Here is a 15,721-nt window from a genome sequence, read left to right as displayed (position 1 = left end):
AATCCTTTTTCAGCAGCCTGCTAGAGGGCCGAGGTTGAGGGATTTGATCCAGATATTCCTCGAGCCCGTATTTCGCGCCTTCGCGCCCCAGCCCCGAGGCCTGCACCCCGCCGAAAGGCGCGACCTCGTTCGAGATGGCGCCCGAGTTGCGAGAACAGCAATCGGCGCGGGATTTTCATCCTTTCGCAGCAGGGCCGTGTCCCTTTCCCGCGCCCTGACCGGGCAGGGGCGGGCTACAAGCGCAGGTCGCCGGTGCCGGCCGCCTGGCGGTGCCAGGCCAGCGTCTGCGGCCGCAGACGTGCCAGCGCCTGCACCAGCATGCCGGTGATCGCCGCCTTCAGCAAATCGCCGGGGATGAAGACCGCGACCAGGGTGAAGGCCTCGAGCAGGCTTTTCCTTGCCACGATGGCAAGCCCCGTCGCGCCGAAGACGTAAAGGACCACGATCCCGCCGAAGACCGCACCCAGCCCGGCCGCCAGCCCGGCCGAGCGCAGCCGCACATGCTCGACGAAAAGCCCGGTGGCGAAGGCCGCGACCGGAAAGCCGAGCGCGAAGCCCGCCGTCGGCGCGACGAAGGCGCCAAGCCCGCCGCGGCCGCCCGCCAGCAGCGGCAGGCCAAGCGCCACCAGCAGCAGGAACAGCCCCGCCGCCGCGGCGCCCCGCCGCGCGCCAAGCACCGCGCCGGCCAGCATGACGCCCAGCGTCTGCGCCGTGATCGGCACGCCGAAGCCAAGGGTGATCTGCGGCACCAGCCCCAGCGCCGCGATCATCGCGGCGAAAAGGGCGATCTGGGCGATATTGCGTTCCATGGTCTACTCCTGTCCATGCGGTCCAAGGGGGCCGCCTCGCGCGCGCAAAGCTTCGCCGACATGATCGGCGTCGTCCAGTGCCTGCAGGGTCAGCGGCAGGATCAGCCGCCAGCCGGGGCGGCGGGACCGGGCGCGCCATGCCTCGGCCAGGGTCTCGGCGCGGGCGACCAGGACCGGGGTGAAGCGGATGACCAGCGGGATGGCGATCTCCAGCAGCTGCGTGGGCAGGCCCAGCCGGCGCAGCGGCGCGGTCAGGCGGCGGATCAGGTCGACCAGATCCTCGAGCCCCGTGGTCATCGTCACCAGGTTGGCCAGCGCCACCAGCGTGACCATGCGCAGGGTGACGAGCAGGCCCATGCGCATGTCGCCGGCGATCGCGTGCCAGCCCAGCAGGACGGCGACGAAGGGCAGCACCACCCGCAGGCTGCGCAGCCCCGCGCGCAGGAAGACCGGCCCCGGCGCGGCGTAAAGCGCCAGCACCGCACCCAGCGCCGCCGCATGGATGGCGATGTCGCCGACCAGGAACAGCGCGGTTGAGACCAGGCACAGCCCGCCCAGCTTCAGCCCCGCCGGCCAGCGATGGGCGCGGGTCTCAACCGGCGAGGTCAGCGATATCATCAAGCTCTCCCAGCCGGATCATCTCGGCGGTGAAATCGGGCAGCAGCAGGGCCGGCGCGCCTTGCGCCACGATGCGGCCGCGGTCCAGCCAGAACAGCTCGTCGCAGGTTTCGAGGTCGGAGGGCTCGTGCGAGATGTGCAGCAGCCGCGTCCCTGCCCGGTGCAGATAGCGGGCCAACTGCCGCCGGGTGGGGATGTCGAGCCCGGCATAGGGTTCGTCCAGGATCAGCAGCTGCGGCCGCATGGCCAGGACCGCCATCATGCAGACCAGGTGCTTCTGGCCCTGCGACAGGGCCGAGATCGGCGCGTCCTTCCAATGCGGCTTGTCGAAGGAGCGCAGCACCGCCTCGACCCGCGCGGCGGCCTGCGCCTTGTCCAGCCCCTGCTGGCGCAGGCCGAAAGCGATTTCCTCGGCGACGCGGGGGAAGATGATCTGGTGCTCGGGGTTCTGGAACAGGATGCCCACGGTTTCCAGCGCCGCGCGGCGGTCGCGGAACACGTCGTGGCCGCCGATGCGGACCTGGCCGCTGGTCGGCGCGATCAGCCCGGCCAGCAGCCGCGCCAGGGTGCTTTTGCCCGAGCCGTTCCGGCCCACCACGCCGATGCGCCGGGCCGAGGATTGCAGCGTGATGCCGGCCAGCACCGGGCGCCCCGCGACCTCATAGCCCAGGTCGTCGAGCCGGATGGTGAATGGGGCCGTCTCGCAGCCGTGCAAGCGCAGTCTCCTTTTTCTGGCCGCCTTTCCCGGCGGGGGTGCAGGCGGGTGCAAGCCCGATGGCCCCGCTTGTGCCGGTCTTTGCCGCGAAAGCAATAGGCCAGCGCGGCAGGGTGGAGCAATGGCCCTGCTTGCCGCCCTGCACGGGCCTCGGCCAAGGATTTTCGGCGGCAGGGCAGGGCGCCAGGGCGGGAATCCGCCAGAAAAGCATTTAAACGAATCGGCCCGTATGTTAATTGATTAATCAGTCAAGTTGTGGTGGTTTGACGTGGTATCGACTGCCGGGCCTTCGGGTCCGGCTTCTCTCGGTCCGGGGTCAGGCCAGGAAGCGGCGGAACTGGCGCAGCGCCAGCCAGAACAGCACCGCGCCGATCAGCGCCAGCGCCAGGAGCTGCGGCCAGACCACACCCAGCCCCGCGCCCCGGAACAGCACCCCCTGCGACAGGATCACGAAATGCGTGTTCGGCGCCAGCGACATCAGCGCCTGGATGACGTCGGGCATGCTTTCGCGCGGGGTCATGCCGCCCGAAAGCACCTGCAGCGGGAACAGCACCAGCATCAGGAGCAAGCCGAATTGCGGCATCGACCCCGCCACGGTGGCCAGGAAGATGCCCATCGAGGTGGTCGCGAACAGCATCAAGGCCGCCGCCGCGATGAACAGCGGCACCGATCCCGCCACCGGCACCTGCAGGGCCATCTGCACCACCACGGTGATCGCAAAGCCCGAGGCCAGCAGCACGACCAGCCCCATGGTCCAGATCTTGGACAGCATGATCTCGGCCGCCGTCACCGGCATGACCAGCAGGTGCTCGACCGTGCCATGTTCCTTTTCGCGGATCAGCGCGGCGCCGGTCAGGATGATGGACAGCATGGTCACGGCGTCGATCACGCTGTTGATCGCCCCGAACCAGCCGGCGTCCAGCGCCGGGTTGTAGCGCGCCCGCAGCGCCAGCTCGACCGGCAGGGCGGTGTCCTCGCGGTGGCCGGCAAGGAATTCCGACACCTCGGCGCCGACGATCTGCTGGACATAGCCGCTGCCGGTGAACGCCTGGCTCATCCGGGTGGCGTCCACGTTCAGCTGGATCGCCGGGTGGCGGCCGGCCAGCAGGTCGCGCTGGAAATCGGGCGGGATGTCCAGCGCGAAAGTGTCCAGCCCCTCGTCCATGCGGCGGTCCATCTCGGTGGTGGTGATCAGCCGCGGCGTGCCGAAATAGGGCGGGGTGAAGGCGCCGACGATGCGCTCGGACAGCGCCGAGCGGTCCTCGTCCACCACGGCGATGGCGGCGTTGGACAGGCTTTCCGGCATCGCCTTGGATTCGGTATAGATCGACAGCGAGAAGGCATAGACGATCAGGAGCAGCATGGCCGGGTCGCGCCACAGCCCGCGCAACTCCTTGATGCCCAGGTGCCAGACGTTGCGCAGCTTCATTTCGCCTGTTTCCTCAGCAGCAGGGCACTGAGCCCCAGGATCAGCGGCCCCGCCGCCGCCAGCGCGGCGAAGGCCATGCCTAGATCGTCGAAGCCCAGCCCCTTCGAGAACGCCCCGCGCGAGGCGATGATGAAATGCGTGGTCGGATAGACCTCGCCGATGGCGCGGCCCACGCCCTGCAGCGAGGAAACCGGGTCCAGGAGCCCGGAATATTGCGCGCCGGGGATCATGGTCAGCAGCACGGTGGCGAACAGCGCCGCCACCTGGCTGCGCATGAAGGACGAGATCAAGAGCCCCATGGCCGTGGTGGCGGCGACGTAAAGCAGCGCGGCCAGCGAAAAGGCCGCCAGGCTGCCGGTGAAGGGCACGCGGAAGGCGAAGACCGCGAAAGCTGTCATCAGCGCGAAGTTCAGCATCGCCAGCGCCACATAGGGCAATTGCTTGCCGATCAGGAACTCCAGCCGGGTGACGGGGGTGACGTAGAAATTGATGATCGAGCCCAGTTCCTTTTCGCGCACCACGCTGAGCGTGGTCAGCACCGCCGGGATCAGCAGCAGAAGCAGCGGGATCACCGCCGGCACCATGGCGACGATGCTTTTCACGTCGGGATTGTAGCGAAAGCGCGTCACCAGATCGAAGGCGCCCTGCACCGCCTGATCGCCCTGGGCCTCGCGCGTTTTGCGCATGATCCAGTCGGCATGCATGCCCTGGACATAGCCCTGCACGGTTTCGGCCCGCGTCGGGTTGGCGCCGTCGATCCAGGCGCCGACCTGCACCGCGCCGCCGCGTGCCACGTCGCGGGCAAAGCCGGGCGGGATCTCGATGGCCAGGGCAAGGTTGCCGGTGCGCATGCGGGCGTCCATGTCCTCGTAGCCCGCAAGCGGCTCGGTTTCGGTGAAATAGCGCGAGCCGGCGATGTCCAGCACGTAATCGCGCGAGGTTGCGGTCTGGTCGCGGTCCAGCACGGCAAAGCTGAGATCCTCGACATCCATGTTGATGCCGTAGCCGATGACGAACATCAGGATCAGGCTGCCCAGCAGCGCCAGGGTCAGCCGGATCGGATCGCGCCGGAGTTGCAGCGATTCCAGCCGGGAATAGCTGAGCATCCGCCGCAGGCTGAACCAGCCGCCGGCCGGCGCCGGGGCCTGGGGCGCATCGGCAAGCGGCTCGGGGGCGGGCTCGTCGCCGATCGCCTCTTGCAGATAGGCGACGAAGGCGTCGTCCAGGGTCGCGGCGCCCTTGGATCGCTTGATCGCCTCGGCCGTGTCGCTGACCAGCACCCGGCCGGCATGCATCAGCGAGATGCGGTCGCACCACTCGGCCTCGTTCATGAAATGGGTCGAGACGAAGATCGTCACACCGTCATGGCGCGAAAGCTCGCCCAGCATCCGCCAGAAGGCGTCCCGCGCCACCGGATCGACGCCCGAGGTCGGCTCGTCCAGGATCAGGATCTCGGGGCCGTGGATCATCGCCACGGCCAAAGACAGGCGCTGGCGGATGCCCAGGGGCAGGGCGTCGGGCAAATCGTCCGCGACGCCCGCCAGCCCGAAGCGCTCGATCATCTGTCGGACGCGATCCGCGACCTTGCCCGCCTCCAGGCCGAACAGCCGCGCGTGCAGGTCCAGGTTCTGCCGCACCGTCAGCTCGGAATAGAGCGAGAAGGACTGGCTCATGAAGCCGACCCGGCGGCGCACCGCCATGTCCGAGGGGTCGAGTTCGGCGCCGAACAGCTGCGCCGTGCCCTCGCTGGGCTGCAAGAGGCCGGTCAGCATCTTCATCGTCGTGGTCTTGCCGCAGCCGTTCGAGCCGAGGAAGCCGAAGATCTCGCCCTTGTCGATGCGGAAGCTGACGTTGTCGACGGCGGTGAAATCGCCGAACCGCATGGTCAGGTGCCGGGCCTCGATGGCGGGCTCGCCGTCATGGGCCTTGCGCGGCGGGATCGCGACCGGCTCGTGCCCGCGCCTTTCGCTGTCGGGCAACAGCGCGATGAAGGCGCGGTCCAGGTCCTCGGCCCCGGTGCGGTCGAGCAGTTCGGCCGGGCTGCCGGTGGCCAGCACCCGGCCCGCGTCCATCGCCACCAGCCAGTCGAAGCCCGCGGCTTCCTCCATATAGGCGGTGGCGGTGATGACGCTCATGCCGGGGCGGTCGCGGCGGATGCGGCCGATCAGTTCCCAGAACTGGCGGCGGGACAGCGGATCGACGCCGGTGGTCGGCTCGTCCAGGATCAGCAGGTCCGGGTCGTGGATCAGCGCGCAGCACAGGCCCAGCTTCTGCTTCATCCCGCCCGAAAGCTTGGCGGCGGGGCGGTCGCGGAACGGCGACATGCCGGTCGCGGCCAGCAGCGTGTCGATGCGGCGCGCGCGCTCGGCCGTGCCATGGCCGAAAAGCCGGCCGAAGAAATCCAGGTTCTCGGCCACCGACAGCGTGGGATAAAGGTTCCGGCCCAGCCCCTGCGGCATATAGGCGATGCGCGGGCACAGGCGGGCGCGCTGGTGCGCGTTGCCCATGTCGCCGCCAAGCACGCGGACCTTGCCTTGCTGGATCACCCGCGCCCCGGCGATCAGCGACAGCAGGCTGGACTTGCCGACGCCGTCGGGCCCGATCAGCCCGACCATGCGCCCGGCGGGGATCGCCAGCGACACCTCCTCGAGCGCCACCGCGCTGCGATAGCGCAGCGAGACGCCGGCGACCTCGGCCACGGGCGGGATGTCGGGCTGCGCGGTCATTCGACCAGGTTGGACAGGGTGTCGGGCCAGCCGGCCTGGGAGTCGATGCGGACATGGGCCATGCCGGGCAGGCCGGTCTTGACGTAGTTGCTGTATTTGCGCAGCAATTCGGGATCGACCTGGGCGCGGACGCGGAACATCAGCTTTTCGCGTTCCTCGGCGGTCTCGACGGTCTTGGGCGTGAACTGCGCCACGTCCGCGACATAGGAAATCCGCGCCGGGATGACGTATTGCGGGACGGCGTCCATGACCAGCCGCGCCTCGGCCCCGACCTCGACCCGGCCGGCCTGCGAGGTGGGCAGGAAGAAGGTCATGTAGACATCCTCCAGATCGACCAGGTTCAGGATGCGCCCGCCCGCCGCGACGATCTCGCCCTCTTGCGCGATGCGGTATTGCACCCGGCCGTCGCGCGGCGATGCCAGCGTGGCGTCGCCGATCTGCACCTCGATGGCTTCGATCGCGGCCTGGGCCGCGTCCACCGCCGCCTCGGCATCGACCACCTGGGCGCGGGCAGCGCCGATCCCCGCCTCGGCCGCGGCCAGGTTCGCCTCGGCCGAGGCCAGCGCCGCCTGCGTCTCGCGCCCCGAGGCGCGCACGTCGTCCAGCGCCTGCTGCGAGGCGACGTTGCTGCGCGCCAGGCTTTCGGTGCGCGCCAGCCGCGCCGCCGCCGCATCGGCCGCGGCCTGCGCCTGCTCGACCGCGGCGCCGGCGGCCTTGTGCTGCGCCTCGGCCTGCGTCACCAGGCTTTGCGCGGTCTCGACCCCGATGCGGGCGCGGCGCAGCTGCGCCTCGGCCTGGCGTTTCTGGGCATCGAGCTGCAGGGTGTCCATCTGCACCAGCACCTCGCCCTTGCGCACGAACTGGCCCTCGGCCGCCTGGATGCGGGCGATGCGCCCGGCGGACAGGGCCGAGATGTCGATCTCGGTCGCCTCGATCCGGCCATTGCCCGAGGCGATGCCGGCAAGCTGCCCGTCCTGGGCCCTGTTCTGCCAGGCCAGCCAGCCCACGATGACCAGAACCGCGACGCCTGCCGCGCCGCCCCACCAGGATCTTGCCTTGCCCGCCATGCATGACCTCCGCGATCAGAAGACGCCGGGCCAAGGCCCGCGGCGCGAATCACCGCGCGAGGCCACCATAGCCGCCATGGCCTTCGGTTTCCTTGATGAAAACGCCTTGCGTCGTCGGGTCACACGCAACCACGGGGTGAACGGGCCTTTTGCCGGGCGGCTGTGGCGACAATCTGCGCACTGCGCGCAGAACGGCCGCCGGGCCCGCTAGTGGCTTTCCCTTGTTGCCGTTCTCGATTACACCGCAAGCTCAAGGAGCACAGGCAGATGAGACGCGCAGCAGCATGACCAGCACGACCGCACTCGCCCCTGTCGGCGAGGATATAGCCGAGCATATCCAGCGCGAGATATCCGAGATCGTTTCCATCTATTCCCGTCTTTATCCCACGCAGAGGCTGAATTTCATCCTCTACGAGGGCAAGGATCCGGTCTGGGGCGAGCCCAGCGTCACCGAAGGCCCCTTTACCTTCCAGCCGCAGCACATGAATGCGCAGTTCCTGGGCCAGTTCGAGCGTCCCGGCGCCCATCCAGGCGCGCCCGGCGTGACGATCCGGCTGTCCATCCCCCGCAAGCCGCTGCCCGGCGAGATCAAGCAGATGGACGCGCCATGGGCGCCGATCAGGCGGCTGCGGGCGGTGCATCGGCTCGCGCCGCTCGTCTATGAAAAGATCCGCTACCAGGCGGAAATGCTGCGCAAGCGCCGCTCGGTCAAGCGCCATCCGCGCGTCTCGCTCTTGCGGGGGGACGGGTCGTCCCTGCTTGCCCCGCCGCGGCCGCCGGAAAGCGACAAGCGCCCGGCGATCCTGATCGGCATGCATTGGCTCGAGGTCGGCGGCGCCGAGAAGCTGGGCTTCGACACCATCCGCTGGGCGCAGCAGGCGGGGCTGCGGGTCTTTGTCGCGGCCGGCGTGCCCTCGATCCAGCGCCTGGCCGGGAAGCTGCCCGACAGCGCGGACGTCACCTTCCTGCGCCTCGACCGCTACCTGCCCCCCGACCTGTGGCCGCGCTACGTCGAACAGCTGGCCCTGGCCGAGAACATCCGGCTGATCCATATCCATCACTGCCGGCCGCTCTACGAATCGCTGCCGCAGATCCGCGCCAACCTGCCCTGGGTCCAGGTGATCGACAGCACGCATATCGTGGAATATGCCGATGGCGGCTTTCCGCGCAGCTCGGGCGTCTGGTCGAACTTCATCGACATCCACCATGTGATCAGCAAGGAGCTGGTGGATTACTATCGCGAGCATTTCCATGTCATCGGCAAGGTCCGGCTGGGCCGGATGCTGGATCGGGCCGAGCATCCGAAGGGCCTGCCCGAGCTGAACATGCAGCCGGGCAAGAAGCGCCTGCAGGTGGCCTTCGTGGGCCGGCTCTATTACCAGAAGCGCCCGATCGTGGTGGCCGAGGCGTTCCGCGCGCTGTCCGCCTGGGCCGGGCGCAACGATGTCGAGCTGACCGGCAAGATCGTCGGCGAGGGGCCGTTCCTGGACACGGTCCGCGGATTGCTGCGCCGATACGGGCTTGCGGATCGCGTCGCGCTGCTGCCCGCCAATGCGCCGGTGCCCGAGATCCTGCGGCAATCGGACATCCTGCTGTTGCCCTCGAACAACGAGGGGCTGGCGCTGGTCTGCTATGAGGCGGTGGAGCAGGGCTGCATCCCCATCTCGACCGACGTCGGCTCGCAGGCCGAGATCGTGCCCCCGGATCTGCTGGTGCCGCTGGAGCCGCAGGCCTGCGTGAAGGGCATCGTCGCGGCGGTGGACCGGCTGTGGCGCGACGCCGCCTTCCTGTCCCGGCAGCGCGAGGCGCTGGTCCGGTCCTGGACCGACCTGACGCGCGATCCCACCGCCGAGGAAATCCTGATGCCCCTTTACCAACAGGCCGCGGCGGGCCTTCAGGAGTAGCCTACCAGATGAGCGCATTGAGCAAGACCGCCGCGGTGATCGTGACGTTCAACCGTTCGGCCAAGCTGATGAAGGTGCTGGATGCGCTGGACGGCCAGACGCGGCGGCCCGATGTCATCCTGGTGGTGGACAATGCCTCGACCGACGACACCCAGGCCCTGGTCGAGGCGCGCGCGCGGGACGACCTGAGCATCCGCTATCTGCGCCTGCCGCAAAACATCGGCGGCGCCGGCGGCTTTCACGAGGGGCTCAAGGCCGCCTATGGGCTGGGGGCGCATTATTTCTGGGTTTCGGACGACGATGCCTATCCGCTGCCGGACGCGATCGAGCGGCTGGTCGATGCCATCACCGCCTTCGAGGCGCGGCATGAATGGCGTCCCAGCTTTGCCTGTTCGCGGGTGGAATGGATCGACGGCACCCTGTGCGAGATGAACACGCCGCGCCCGGTCTGGGACTGGCCGCGTTTCCTGCATCCCGAGGCGGCCTGGGCGCTGGTCGATTCCGCCTCTTTCGTGTCGATCCTGATCCCGCGCTGGGCGGTGGAAAAGCATGGGCTGCCGATCGCGGATTACTTCATCTGGTTCGACGATGCGGAATATACCCGGCGGCTGTCGCGTTCCTATCCGGGCATCTTCTGTCCCGAAAGCCGGGTGATCCACGACACGCCCGACAACCGCGGGGTGAATTTCGCCCTCGTGGACGAAAAGAGCCTGTGGAAGTTCAAATACGGCGCCCGCAACGAGGCCTCCTGGCGCCGGCGCGAGGCGGGCCTGATGGGCGTCCTGGCCTATGCCTATGGCGTGCATTTGCAGATGAAGGGCGGTAATGTGCCCTGGAAGCTGCGGCAGGAGATTTTCCGGGCGATTGCACGGGGAATGACCTTCCGGCCGAAGATAGTGCCAGTCTGAATCACCTAAGATAGCCATACCAATGAATGAATACGTAAGGAGATTGCTTTGAAGGTTGTCATCTTTATCGGCCATTTCAAAACTGGCTCGACGTCCATACAAAGCTTCCTGTCCAGCAATTTCCTGCGTATGCTGCGAGCCGGTATCCTTTATCCGTCGGTGGAATCTCTGGGTGTGGCGCGCAATCTGTTGGTCACGTTGTCCGGGCGGGATATCCCCACGTTGGGGGAAAGCCTGAACATTATAGAGCCGCATAACGCGCTGGCGCTTAAGCTGAAGACCGAAGAGGACCGTCACGGAGTTCCGCCCTATTATCCAAACCTGCCAAGCGGGTTTCAGATGTTCGAAATGATTGATAACCAGATCGCGGCTCTCGATCCTCATTCCGTTATCCTTTGTTCTGAGGTTTTTGCGCTTTTCGGCTTGACCCGCGAGCGAAAAAGTATCGAGCGGCTGGCAAAGCGATACGCGCATTACGACGTTACGATATATTGCAACTTGCGGAGGCCGGATGAGTATCTGTCATCCTGGCACCGGCAAAGGCTGAAGTTCGGCGCTAGGCTCGGCAAGCTTTCCGAGGATGCGCTGGACGAATATCTGGACAGTGCTCATTTTCAGCAGGCCCGACTTGTCGAGGGCTGGGTCGAGGATCATTTTCCCAATGCAAAGCTGGTCATCAGAAACTTTGACGCTGTAAGAGCGGCTGGAGGTTCTGTAAAAGACTTCATCAAGAACGCGGAAATTGCCTTTCCGAGCGACCTGGAACTGCCGGAAGATCAGAACCCCTCGGTGCCGAGCGCCTTTGCGGAAGTCGGGCGCCGGGCCCTGCACGAACTTCCACGCGATGCAGCGAACAGGGTGGTCGGCTGGCTGTCATCTGTTGGTGGGCGAGTGGCCCATCCTGCCGATAATCAGATCGAGGTGTTCGGTTCAAGAAACCGCGAAATTCTGCTGAACCGCTTCCGACCGATTGCAGAACGGCTGGATGAGATGACCGGAGGGCGATTTTATGCGGACCTGGATGATTTCGGTCGCTGCCGCCCCATCCCGGAAATGGATGCGGTGAATGAAGCGCTGCCGAAGCTTCTCCGTGACGCAGGCCAGCGTGATCTGCCGGAAGATGTCTTGAGTTGGCTGAACAACTGGAAAAACTAGACCTTCCTGGTCGCATGCGGCACCTCTGCGGATGCAGAACTAGTTATCGTGCGCGATATGAAGCGGAGTGGCCGATTTCGGCCTTGAAAGCACGCCAAACGGAAACGGAGCGAGTAGAGCGATCATGAGAATACTTTTCCACGGCCCAGGAACGTCATCCTATCTGCCGGAGATCCATCTTCCGAATACGTCCGGCTTGTCCCATCCCGCGACAGAGAAGCTGGCCGGGCTGCGCGATACGCATTCCCTGACGAGCAATCGAGGCAATCTCATTCACGGTGAAGCTCCTTCGCGTATTTTCGCATGCAGGCGACGGAGGTCCGCTTTCGCCAATCTCGGCACCTTGCATCGTCTTTTTGGCCCTCGCCTTGGGGAGGTGCTGTCGAATCGTTTTGATCTGCTTGTCCTTTCGGCCGCAAATTTCATTTCCGAAAAGAAGGAATTGGTCCGGCTGCGCGATGCTTTGAATGTGATCGGCGACGCGGTTCCGATGATGGTGTTGGGCGCCGGCATGCAGGGTGAGCCTGAACTGTCGAAAATGCACCCATCCGTCCAGGAGATCCTGGACATCTATAACCGCCGGGCGCGAGTTTTTGGTGTTCGGGGACATCAGACGGAAGCTTGGTTGCACAAGAATGGCTTTACCAACGCGCGTGCTCTGGGGTGTCCCAGCATGTTCGTATTTCCGTCCTCAATCCTGTCGATAAGCGCGGAGGCGGCCATAGAAGCGGGCGAGCGGGCCAATGTGATGGCGGCCGGCTATCTGACTTTCAAAGGAGGGCGCAATTACGAGCGCGGCGTAAAGTTGGCCAAGGCACTGCAGAACATTCGCAGCTCCTATGTCTTTCAGGATGAATTTTTTGCATATGGCGATCTGATCGATGCGCGCGGCTCTTTCAATGACGCGACTTGTACCGGTGACCGTGAGCGCTTGAATGCCTTTTTGACCAAGCATACGAAGATTCCGGTTAACTTCTCAAATTATTACTATTTCTCTGAAACATCGGCCTGGCGTCAGGTCGCGCTGACGCATGACGTTTACATCGGAGATCGCTTCCATGGTGGTGTGGCGGCCTTGCAGGTGGGCAGGCCCGGCATCTTTCTTAGCCATGACAACAGAGTCGCTGAGTTGACAGATTTCTTCGACTTGCCCCGAATGACCACGGACGAGCTAATTTCCGAAGGGGTTGCGAAAGCGATAAAAACCCGATTGACGCCTGATGCTATCGCCCGCGTCAAGGAAACCTACGCCAAGCGGTTTGCGAACTTTAAGGCAGAAATGGCGAAACACGATATAAGGGTGCTGACCTCGGCCTGAGAAGCTTCCTAGCCGCGGCTGGTAGCGCAGGGCTGTATCAAAGTGGACTTTTCACAAAGGCCGGTATTGCCTCTCCGGCCTTTTCCGCCCCCAGAAACACCCCTGCCGTATCCAGTGCCTCGCGGATGGTTACGTCCATGTCGAGATAGCGATAGGTTCCCAGGCGGCCGACGAAGGTGACGGCCTTTTGCGCCTGCGCCAGTTCGACATATTGCGCCAGAAGCGATTTCTCCTCGACCAGGCGGATCGGGTAATAGGGGATGTCGCCCGGACCGGCGGCGCGCGAATATTCGCGATAGCAGGTGCTGCCCTCGTGGCTTTCCCAAGGCGAGAAATGCTTGTGCTCGGTGATGCGCGTCCAGGGCACATCGCGGTCGCCATAGTTCATCACCGCGCAGCCCTGGTAATCGCCCTGATAGGTGAAACGCTCGAAATCCAGGGTGCGATAGCCCAGCCGGCCCAGGCTGTAGTCGAAGAAACCGTCCAGCGGCCCCGACCAGAACAGGTGATCGGCCTGGGCCGCCATCTCGGGGCGATAGGGGGTCTCCAGCTCGACCGAGATGCGCGGATGGTCCAGGATCGCCGCCACCATCGCCGTATAGCCGGCGCGCGGCATGCCCTGGAACCGGTGGAAGAAGTAATTGTCGTCATAGTTGAAGCGCAGCGGCAGGCGCTTGAGGATCGAGGCCGGCAATTCGCGCGGCGAGCAGCCCCATTGCTTTTCGGTATAGCCCTTGAAGAACGCCTCGTAGAGCTCGGGGCCGACGAAGCGCAGCGCCTGTTCCTCGAAGCTTTGCGGCTCGGCGATCGAGCGGTCGGCGCGGCTTTCGATGAAGGCGCGCGCCTCGTCCGGCCGCAGGGTCTTGCCGAAGAACTGGTTGATCGTGTGCAGGTTCACCGGCAGCGAATAGACCGCGCCCTGCGAGGTGGTCTTGACCCGGTTCTGGAACGGCACGAATTCGGCGAAGCGGTTGACATAGTCCCAGACCCCCTCGTCGTCGGTATGGAAGATATGTGGGCCGTAAAGGTGCAGCAGGACGCCGGTCTCGGGGTCGCGCTCGGTATGGCAATTGCCGCCGATATGCGGGCGGCTGTCGATGATGCGGCAGTCATGGCCGGCTTCGGCCAGCTGGCGCCCGATCACCGCGCCCGACAGTCCTGCGCCCACAAGCAGTATCTTCATCTTCCCTCATCCCCGTTGCCCCGCCGCGGTTGCGGAGGGACCGGCCCGTTTCTGGGTTGCGCGGCAGATCGCCACGCGCCACGGCTCATGTCAGCAACGCCGCCCGAGGTCTATAGCATGTGTCGGGGCGAGGGCAAAAGCCGGCGCAAACATGCCTGCCGGCGGTGATTCGCCGGGGGAAGCGCGATGGGCGGGCCGGGTGCAGGCCAATCCGGCGGCAGCCCGCCGCCCGAATGAGCGGTTCTTTGCGCTTTGCCTGCCCCGGCGGCGCAGCAAGATGGCAAAACGCTTTGCAAGCCCGTCACAAAGCGGCCTTAATACAACCGGAAAGCATACCGCCCTAGCGATAGTTCGTGCCCGGTTGCCATCCGGGCTCAAATGTCGCAAAAACCGATGAGTTTAGTTTACTAAGTTGGCCTTTTGCCGCCTCCCCCCTCCTCATCCCACTGTGATCGCCATTCCCATGTCCAAACAATTTGCCTCCATTCTCGTGGCGCCCGAAGACTATGCCGAAGTCAGCGCGCTCTCGCTTCCGGTCTCCCTGATCGTCGCCTCCGGGACGCCGGACAATGTCGAATTCAACGACGACGGCGGGCAAGTCCTGCCGCTCGACCAGGTGGCCCTGCGGGTCATCGGCCGCCTGCCCCTGTCGGACAGCGGCAAGGGCCATCTGGCAAAGCTGGCCAGCCTGTGGCGCAGCAAGCTGGATGTCGATGCTCCGGCGGAAATCCCGCTGGAGATGGCCGATACCGCGGATGCGCGCGCCAAGGTGCTGGAATGGCTGGTCGTGCAGATGACCAAGGCCCAGCAGCAAGGCGCGCAGCGCTCGACCCGGTTCATGCGCGAACTGGGCCTGCTGCGCCAGCAGCACGAGGAGATCCAGGCCAGCTTCCAGAACCTCGAGCAGTTCGTCTATCGGCACGGACCGCAGCATCGCAAGCTGGAGACCACACTGTCGCCGGTCTCGGGGCAATTGCCGATCACCCTGCGCAACGGCTCGCGGCTGGTGCAGCGGCTGCCGGGTTCCAGCGTCGGGCTGAGCGACATCGCGGTCCAGATCAGCAACGAGACGCCCCCGTCGGAAGGGGTGCTGAACGTCAGCCTGCTGAGCCCCGACACCAACGAAACCCTGGCGATCTGGGAAGTGCCGGCCGCGCGGCTGACCCAGGGCTGGCTGCGCTTTTCGCTGGACCGCGCGCTGGGGCCGGACACGATCAGCCTGATGCTGAACGTCGCCTATCAAGGCAGGGATACCATCCGGCTGGCCAGCGCGGTGCAGCATCCCGAGCCGCGTTTCCATCCCGAGGTCGACGGCCAGCCGGTCGAGACCCTGCCGGCCTTGCAGATCTGGCGCTGGATCGCCGGGGCAAGGGCGCCGGTTCCGGCGAACGCCTTTATCCAGGTCGGCGGCAAGAACCGCCTGCGCCGGGTCGAGCGGGACACGCTGGCGACCGCGATCAACCTGGAAACGCTGCACGATACCGTGCCGCTGTTCCAGTCCGGCGAGGCGCTGCTGGTCCATGTGCTGCCCGACCAGACCGCATGCGGTATCCTGGCGGGGCTGGCCCTGCCGGGCGTGCGGCAGGTGTTCGCCTCGCTCCTGACCCGCCATGCCGAGGCGCCGCCGGTCGAATACCAACTGGCGCTGCTGCCGCAGGACCAGCGCCCGCACCAGCCCGGCCGCCTGCCGGTCTTCGACCCGGCCCTGAGTTCCGGCTGGATCAGGCTGCAGCCCGAGGAAGAGGGCCAGGCGCATGTCCTGCTGCCCGAATCGCTGGACAGGCCGCATGACCTCTATCTGATGACGCGCCTGCCGCGCGGGCATTCCAGCAACCACTACGGCTGGTCTACCTTCTCGAACATCTGCCTGCAGTTCTGAGGGGGAAGAG

At 65.8% G+C, this 15,721-nt stretch carries 12 protein-coding genes and 1 pseudogene; 5 read left to right on the top strand and 8 right to left on the bottom strand.

What is annotated here, in order from left to right; genetic code table 11:
* Window positions 1–9 precede the first annotated feature (9 nt).
* The 7 genes and pseudogenes from KF941_RS28205 to KF941_RS25165 form a co-directional block, all read right to left on the bottom strand.
* Window positions 10–148, bottom strand: a pseudogene (locus tag KF941_RS28205) (aldehyde dehydrogenase family protein); the annotation flags it as partial.
* Between the two features lie 85 nt (window positions 149–233).
* Window positions 234–809, bottom strand: coding sequence for a biotin transporter BioY (locus KF941_RS25190; protein WP_214274928.1), 576 nt, complete (start codon window positions 807–809; stop codon window positions 234–236).
* A gap of 3 nt (window positions 810–812) precedes the next feature.
* Window positions 813–1,427, bottom strand: a complete 615-nt coding sequence (locus KF941_RS25185) for an energy-coupling factor transporter transmembrane component T (protein ID WP_214274927.1) — start codon at window positions 1,425–1,427, stop codon at window positions 813–815.
* Window positions 1,402–2,142 carry an ABC transporter ATP-binding protein gene (locus KF941_RS25180; protein ID WP_240540618.1) on the bottom strand — a complete coding sequence of 247 codons (741 nt, stop codon included), beginning with the start codon at window positions 2,140–2,142 and terminating at the stop codon, window positions 1,402–1,404. Before KF941_RS25180 ends, KF941_RS25185 begins: the two co-directional genes overlap by 26 nt.
* Window positions 2,143–2,458: 316 nt before the next feature.
* The gene (locus KF941_RS25175; protein WP_072461795.1) at window positions 2,459–3,571 is read right to left on the bottom strand and encodes an ABC transporter permease; all 1,113 of its coding nucleotides are present in this window, start codon (window positions 3,569–3,571) and stop codon (window positions 2,459–2,461) included.
* Complete coding sequence (gene rbbA / locus KF941_RS25170; protein WP_214274926.1) at window positions 3,568–6,297, bottom strand: ribosome-associated ATPase/putative transporter RbbA; 2,730 nt, start codon at window positions 6,295–6,297, stop codon at window positions 3,568–3,570. The genes KF941_RS25175 and rbbA overlap by 4 nt, the downstream gene beginning before the upstream one ends.
* Window positions 6,294–7,364, bottom strand: coding sequence for an HlyD family efflux transporter periplasmic adaptor subunit (locus KF941_RS25165; RefSeq protein WP_036760444.1), 1,071 nt, complete (start codon window positions 7,362–7,364; stop codon window positions 6,294–6,296). The genes rbbA and KF941_RS25165 overlap by 4 nt, the downstream gene beginning before the upstream one ends.
* Before the next feature lie 284 nt (window positions 7,365–7,648).
* Between KF941_RS25165 and KF941_RS25160 the strand changes: the two genes are divergently transcribed.
* The 4 genes from KF941_RS25160 to KF941_RS28200 all read left to right on the top strand — a co-directional run bounded on the left by KF941_RS25160 (window position 7,649) and on the right by KF941_RS28200 (window position 12,649).
* Window positions 7,649–9,268 carry a glycosyltransferase gene (locus KF941_RS25160; protein WP_214274925.1) on the top strand — a complete coding sequence of 540 codons (1,620 nt, stop codon included), beginning with the start codon at window positions 7,649–7,651 and terminating at the stop codon, window positions 9,266–9,268.
* Between the two features lie 8 nt (window positions 9,269–9,276).
* Window positions 9,277–10,176: a glycosyltransferase family 2 protein gene (locus KF941_RS25155; protein ID WP_214274924.1), complete on the top strand. Its 900-nt coding sequence runs from the start codon at window positions 9,277–9,279 to the stop codon at window positions 10,174–10,176.
* A gap of 48 nt (window positions 10,177–10,224) precedes the next feature.
* Window positions 10,225–11,331 (top strand): hypothetical protein, encoded by a 1,107-nt coding sequence (locus KF941_RS25150; protein ID WP_214274923.1) that lies wholly within the window; start codon window positions 10,225–10,227, stop codon window positions 11,329–11,331.
* 67 nt (window positions 11,332–11,398) lie between these two features.
* The gene (locus KF941_RS28200) at window positions 11,399–12,649 is read left to right on the top strand and encodes a polysaccharide pyruvyl transferase family protein (protein ID WP_214274922.1); all 1,251 of its coding nucleotides are present in this window, start codon (window positions 11,399–11,401) and stop codon (window positions 12,647–12,649) included.
* 37 nt (window positions 12,650–12,686) lie between these two features.
* Here KF941_RS28200 and glf read toward each other — a convergent pair whose 3' ends face one another.
* Window positions 12,687–13,832, bottom strand: a complete 1,146-nt coding sequence (gene glf, locus KF941_RS25140) for a UDP-galactopyranose mutase (RefSeq protein ID WP_214274921.1) — start codon at window positions 13,830–13,832, stop codon at window positions 12,687–12,689.
* A 463-nt stretch (window positions 13,833–14,295) separates the two neighbouring features.
* On the opposite strand from glf, the gene KF941_RS25135 reads away from it, so the two are divergent.
* Window positions 14,296–15,711 (top strand): DUF6212 domain-containing protein, encoded by a 1,416-nt coding sequence (locus KF941_RS25135; RefSeq protein ID WP_072461789.1) that lies wholly within the window; start codon window positions 14,296–14,298, stop codon window positions 15,709–15,711.
* The last annotated feature ends 10 nt before the right edge of the window (window positions 15,712–15,721 follow it).

This window comes from Paracoccus sp. pheM1 (assembly GCF_018499825.1).
Classification (GTDB): domain Bacteria; phylum Pseudomonadota; class Alphaproteobacteria; order Rhodobacterales; family Rhodobacteraceae; genus Paracoccus; species Paracoccus versutus.
This window is presented reverse-complemented; position numbering and strand designations above follow the sequence as displayed.

Excerpts from the sequence above, each read along its gene's own strand:
- KF941_RS25190 (WP_214274928.1), bottom strand. The coding sequence starts at position 809 with ATGGAACGCAATATCGCCCAGATCGCCCTTTTCGCCGCGATGATCGCG.
- KF941_RS25185 (WP_214274927.1), bottom strand. The coding sequence starts at position 1,427 with ATGATATCGCTGACCTCGCCGGTTGAGACCCGCGCCCATCGCTGGCCG.
- KF941_RS25175 (WP_072461795.1), bottom strand. The coding sequence starts at position 3,571 with ATGAAGCTGCGCAACGTCTGGCACCTGGGCATCAAGGAGTTGCGCGGG.
- rbbA (WP_214274926.1), bottom strand. The coding sequence starts at position 6,297 with ATGACCGCGCAGCCCGACATCCCGCCCGTGGCCGAGGTCGCCGGCGTC.
- KF941_RS25165 (WP_036760444.1), bottom strand. The coding sequence starts at position 7,364 with ATGGCGGGCAAGGCAAGATCCTGGTGGGGCGGCGCGGCAGGCGTCGCG.
- KF941_RS25160 (WP_214274925.1), top strand. The coding sequence starts at position 7,649 with ATGACCAGCACGACCGCACTCGCCCCTGTCGGCGAGGATATAGCCGAG.
- KF941_RS25155 (WP_214274924.1), top strand. The coding sequence starts at position 9,277 with ATGAGCGCATTGAGCAAGACCGCCGCGGTGATCGTGACGTTCAACCGT.
- glf (WP_214274921.1), bottom strand. The coding sequence starts at position 13,832 with ATGAAGATACTGCTTGTGGGCGCAGGACTGTCGGGCGCGGTGATCGGG.
- KF941_RS25135 (WP_072461789.1), top strand. The coding sequence starts at position 14,296 with ATGTCCAAACAATTTGCCTCCATTCTCGTGGCGCCCGAAGACTATGCC.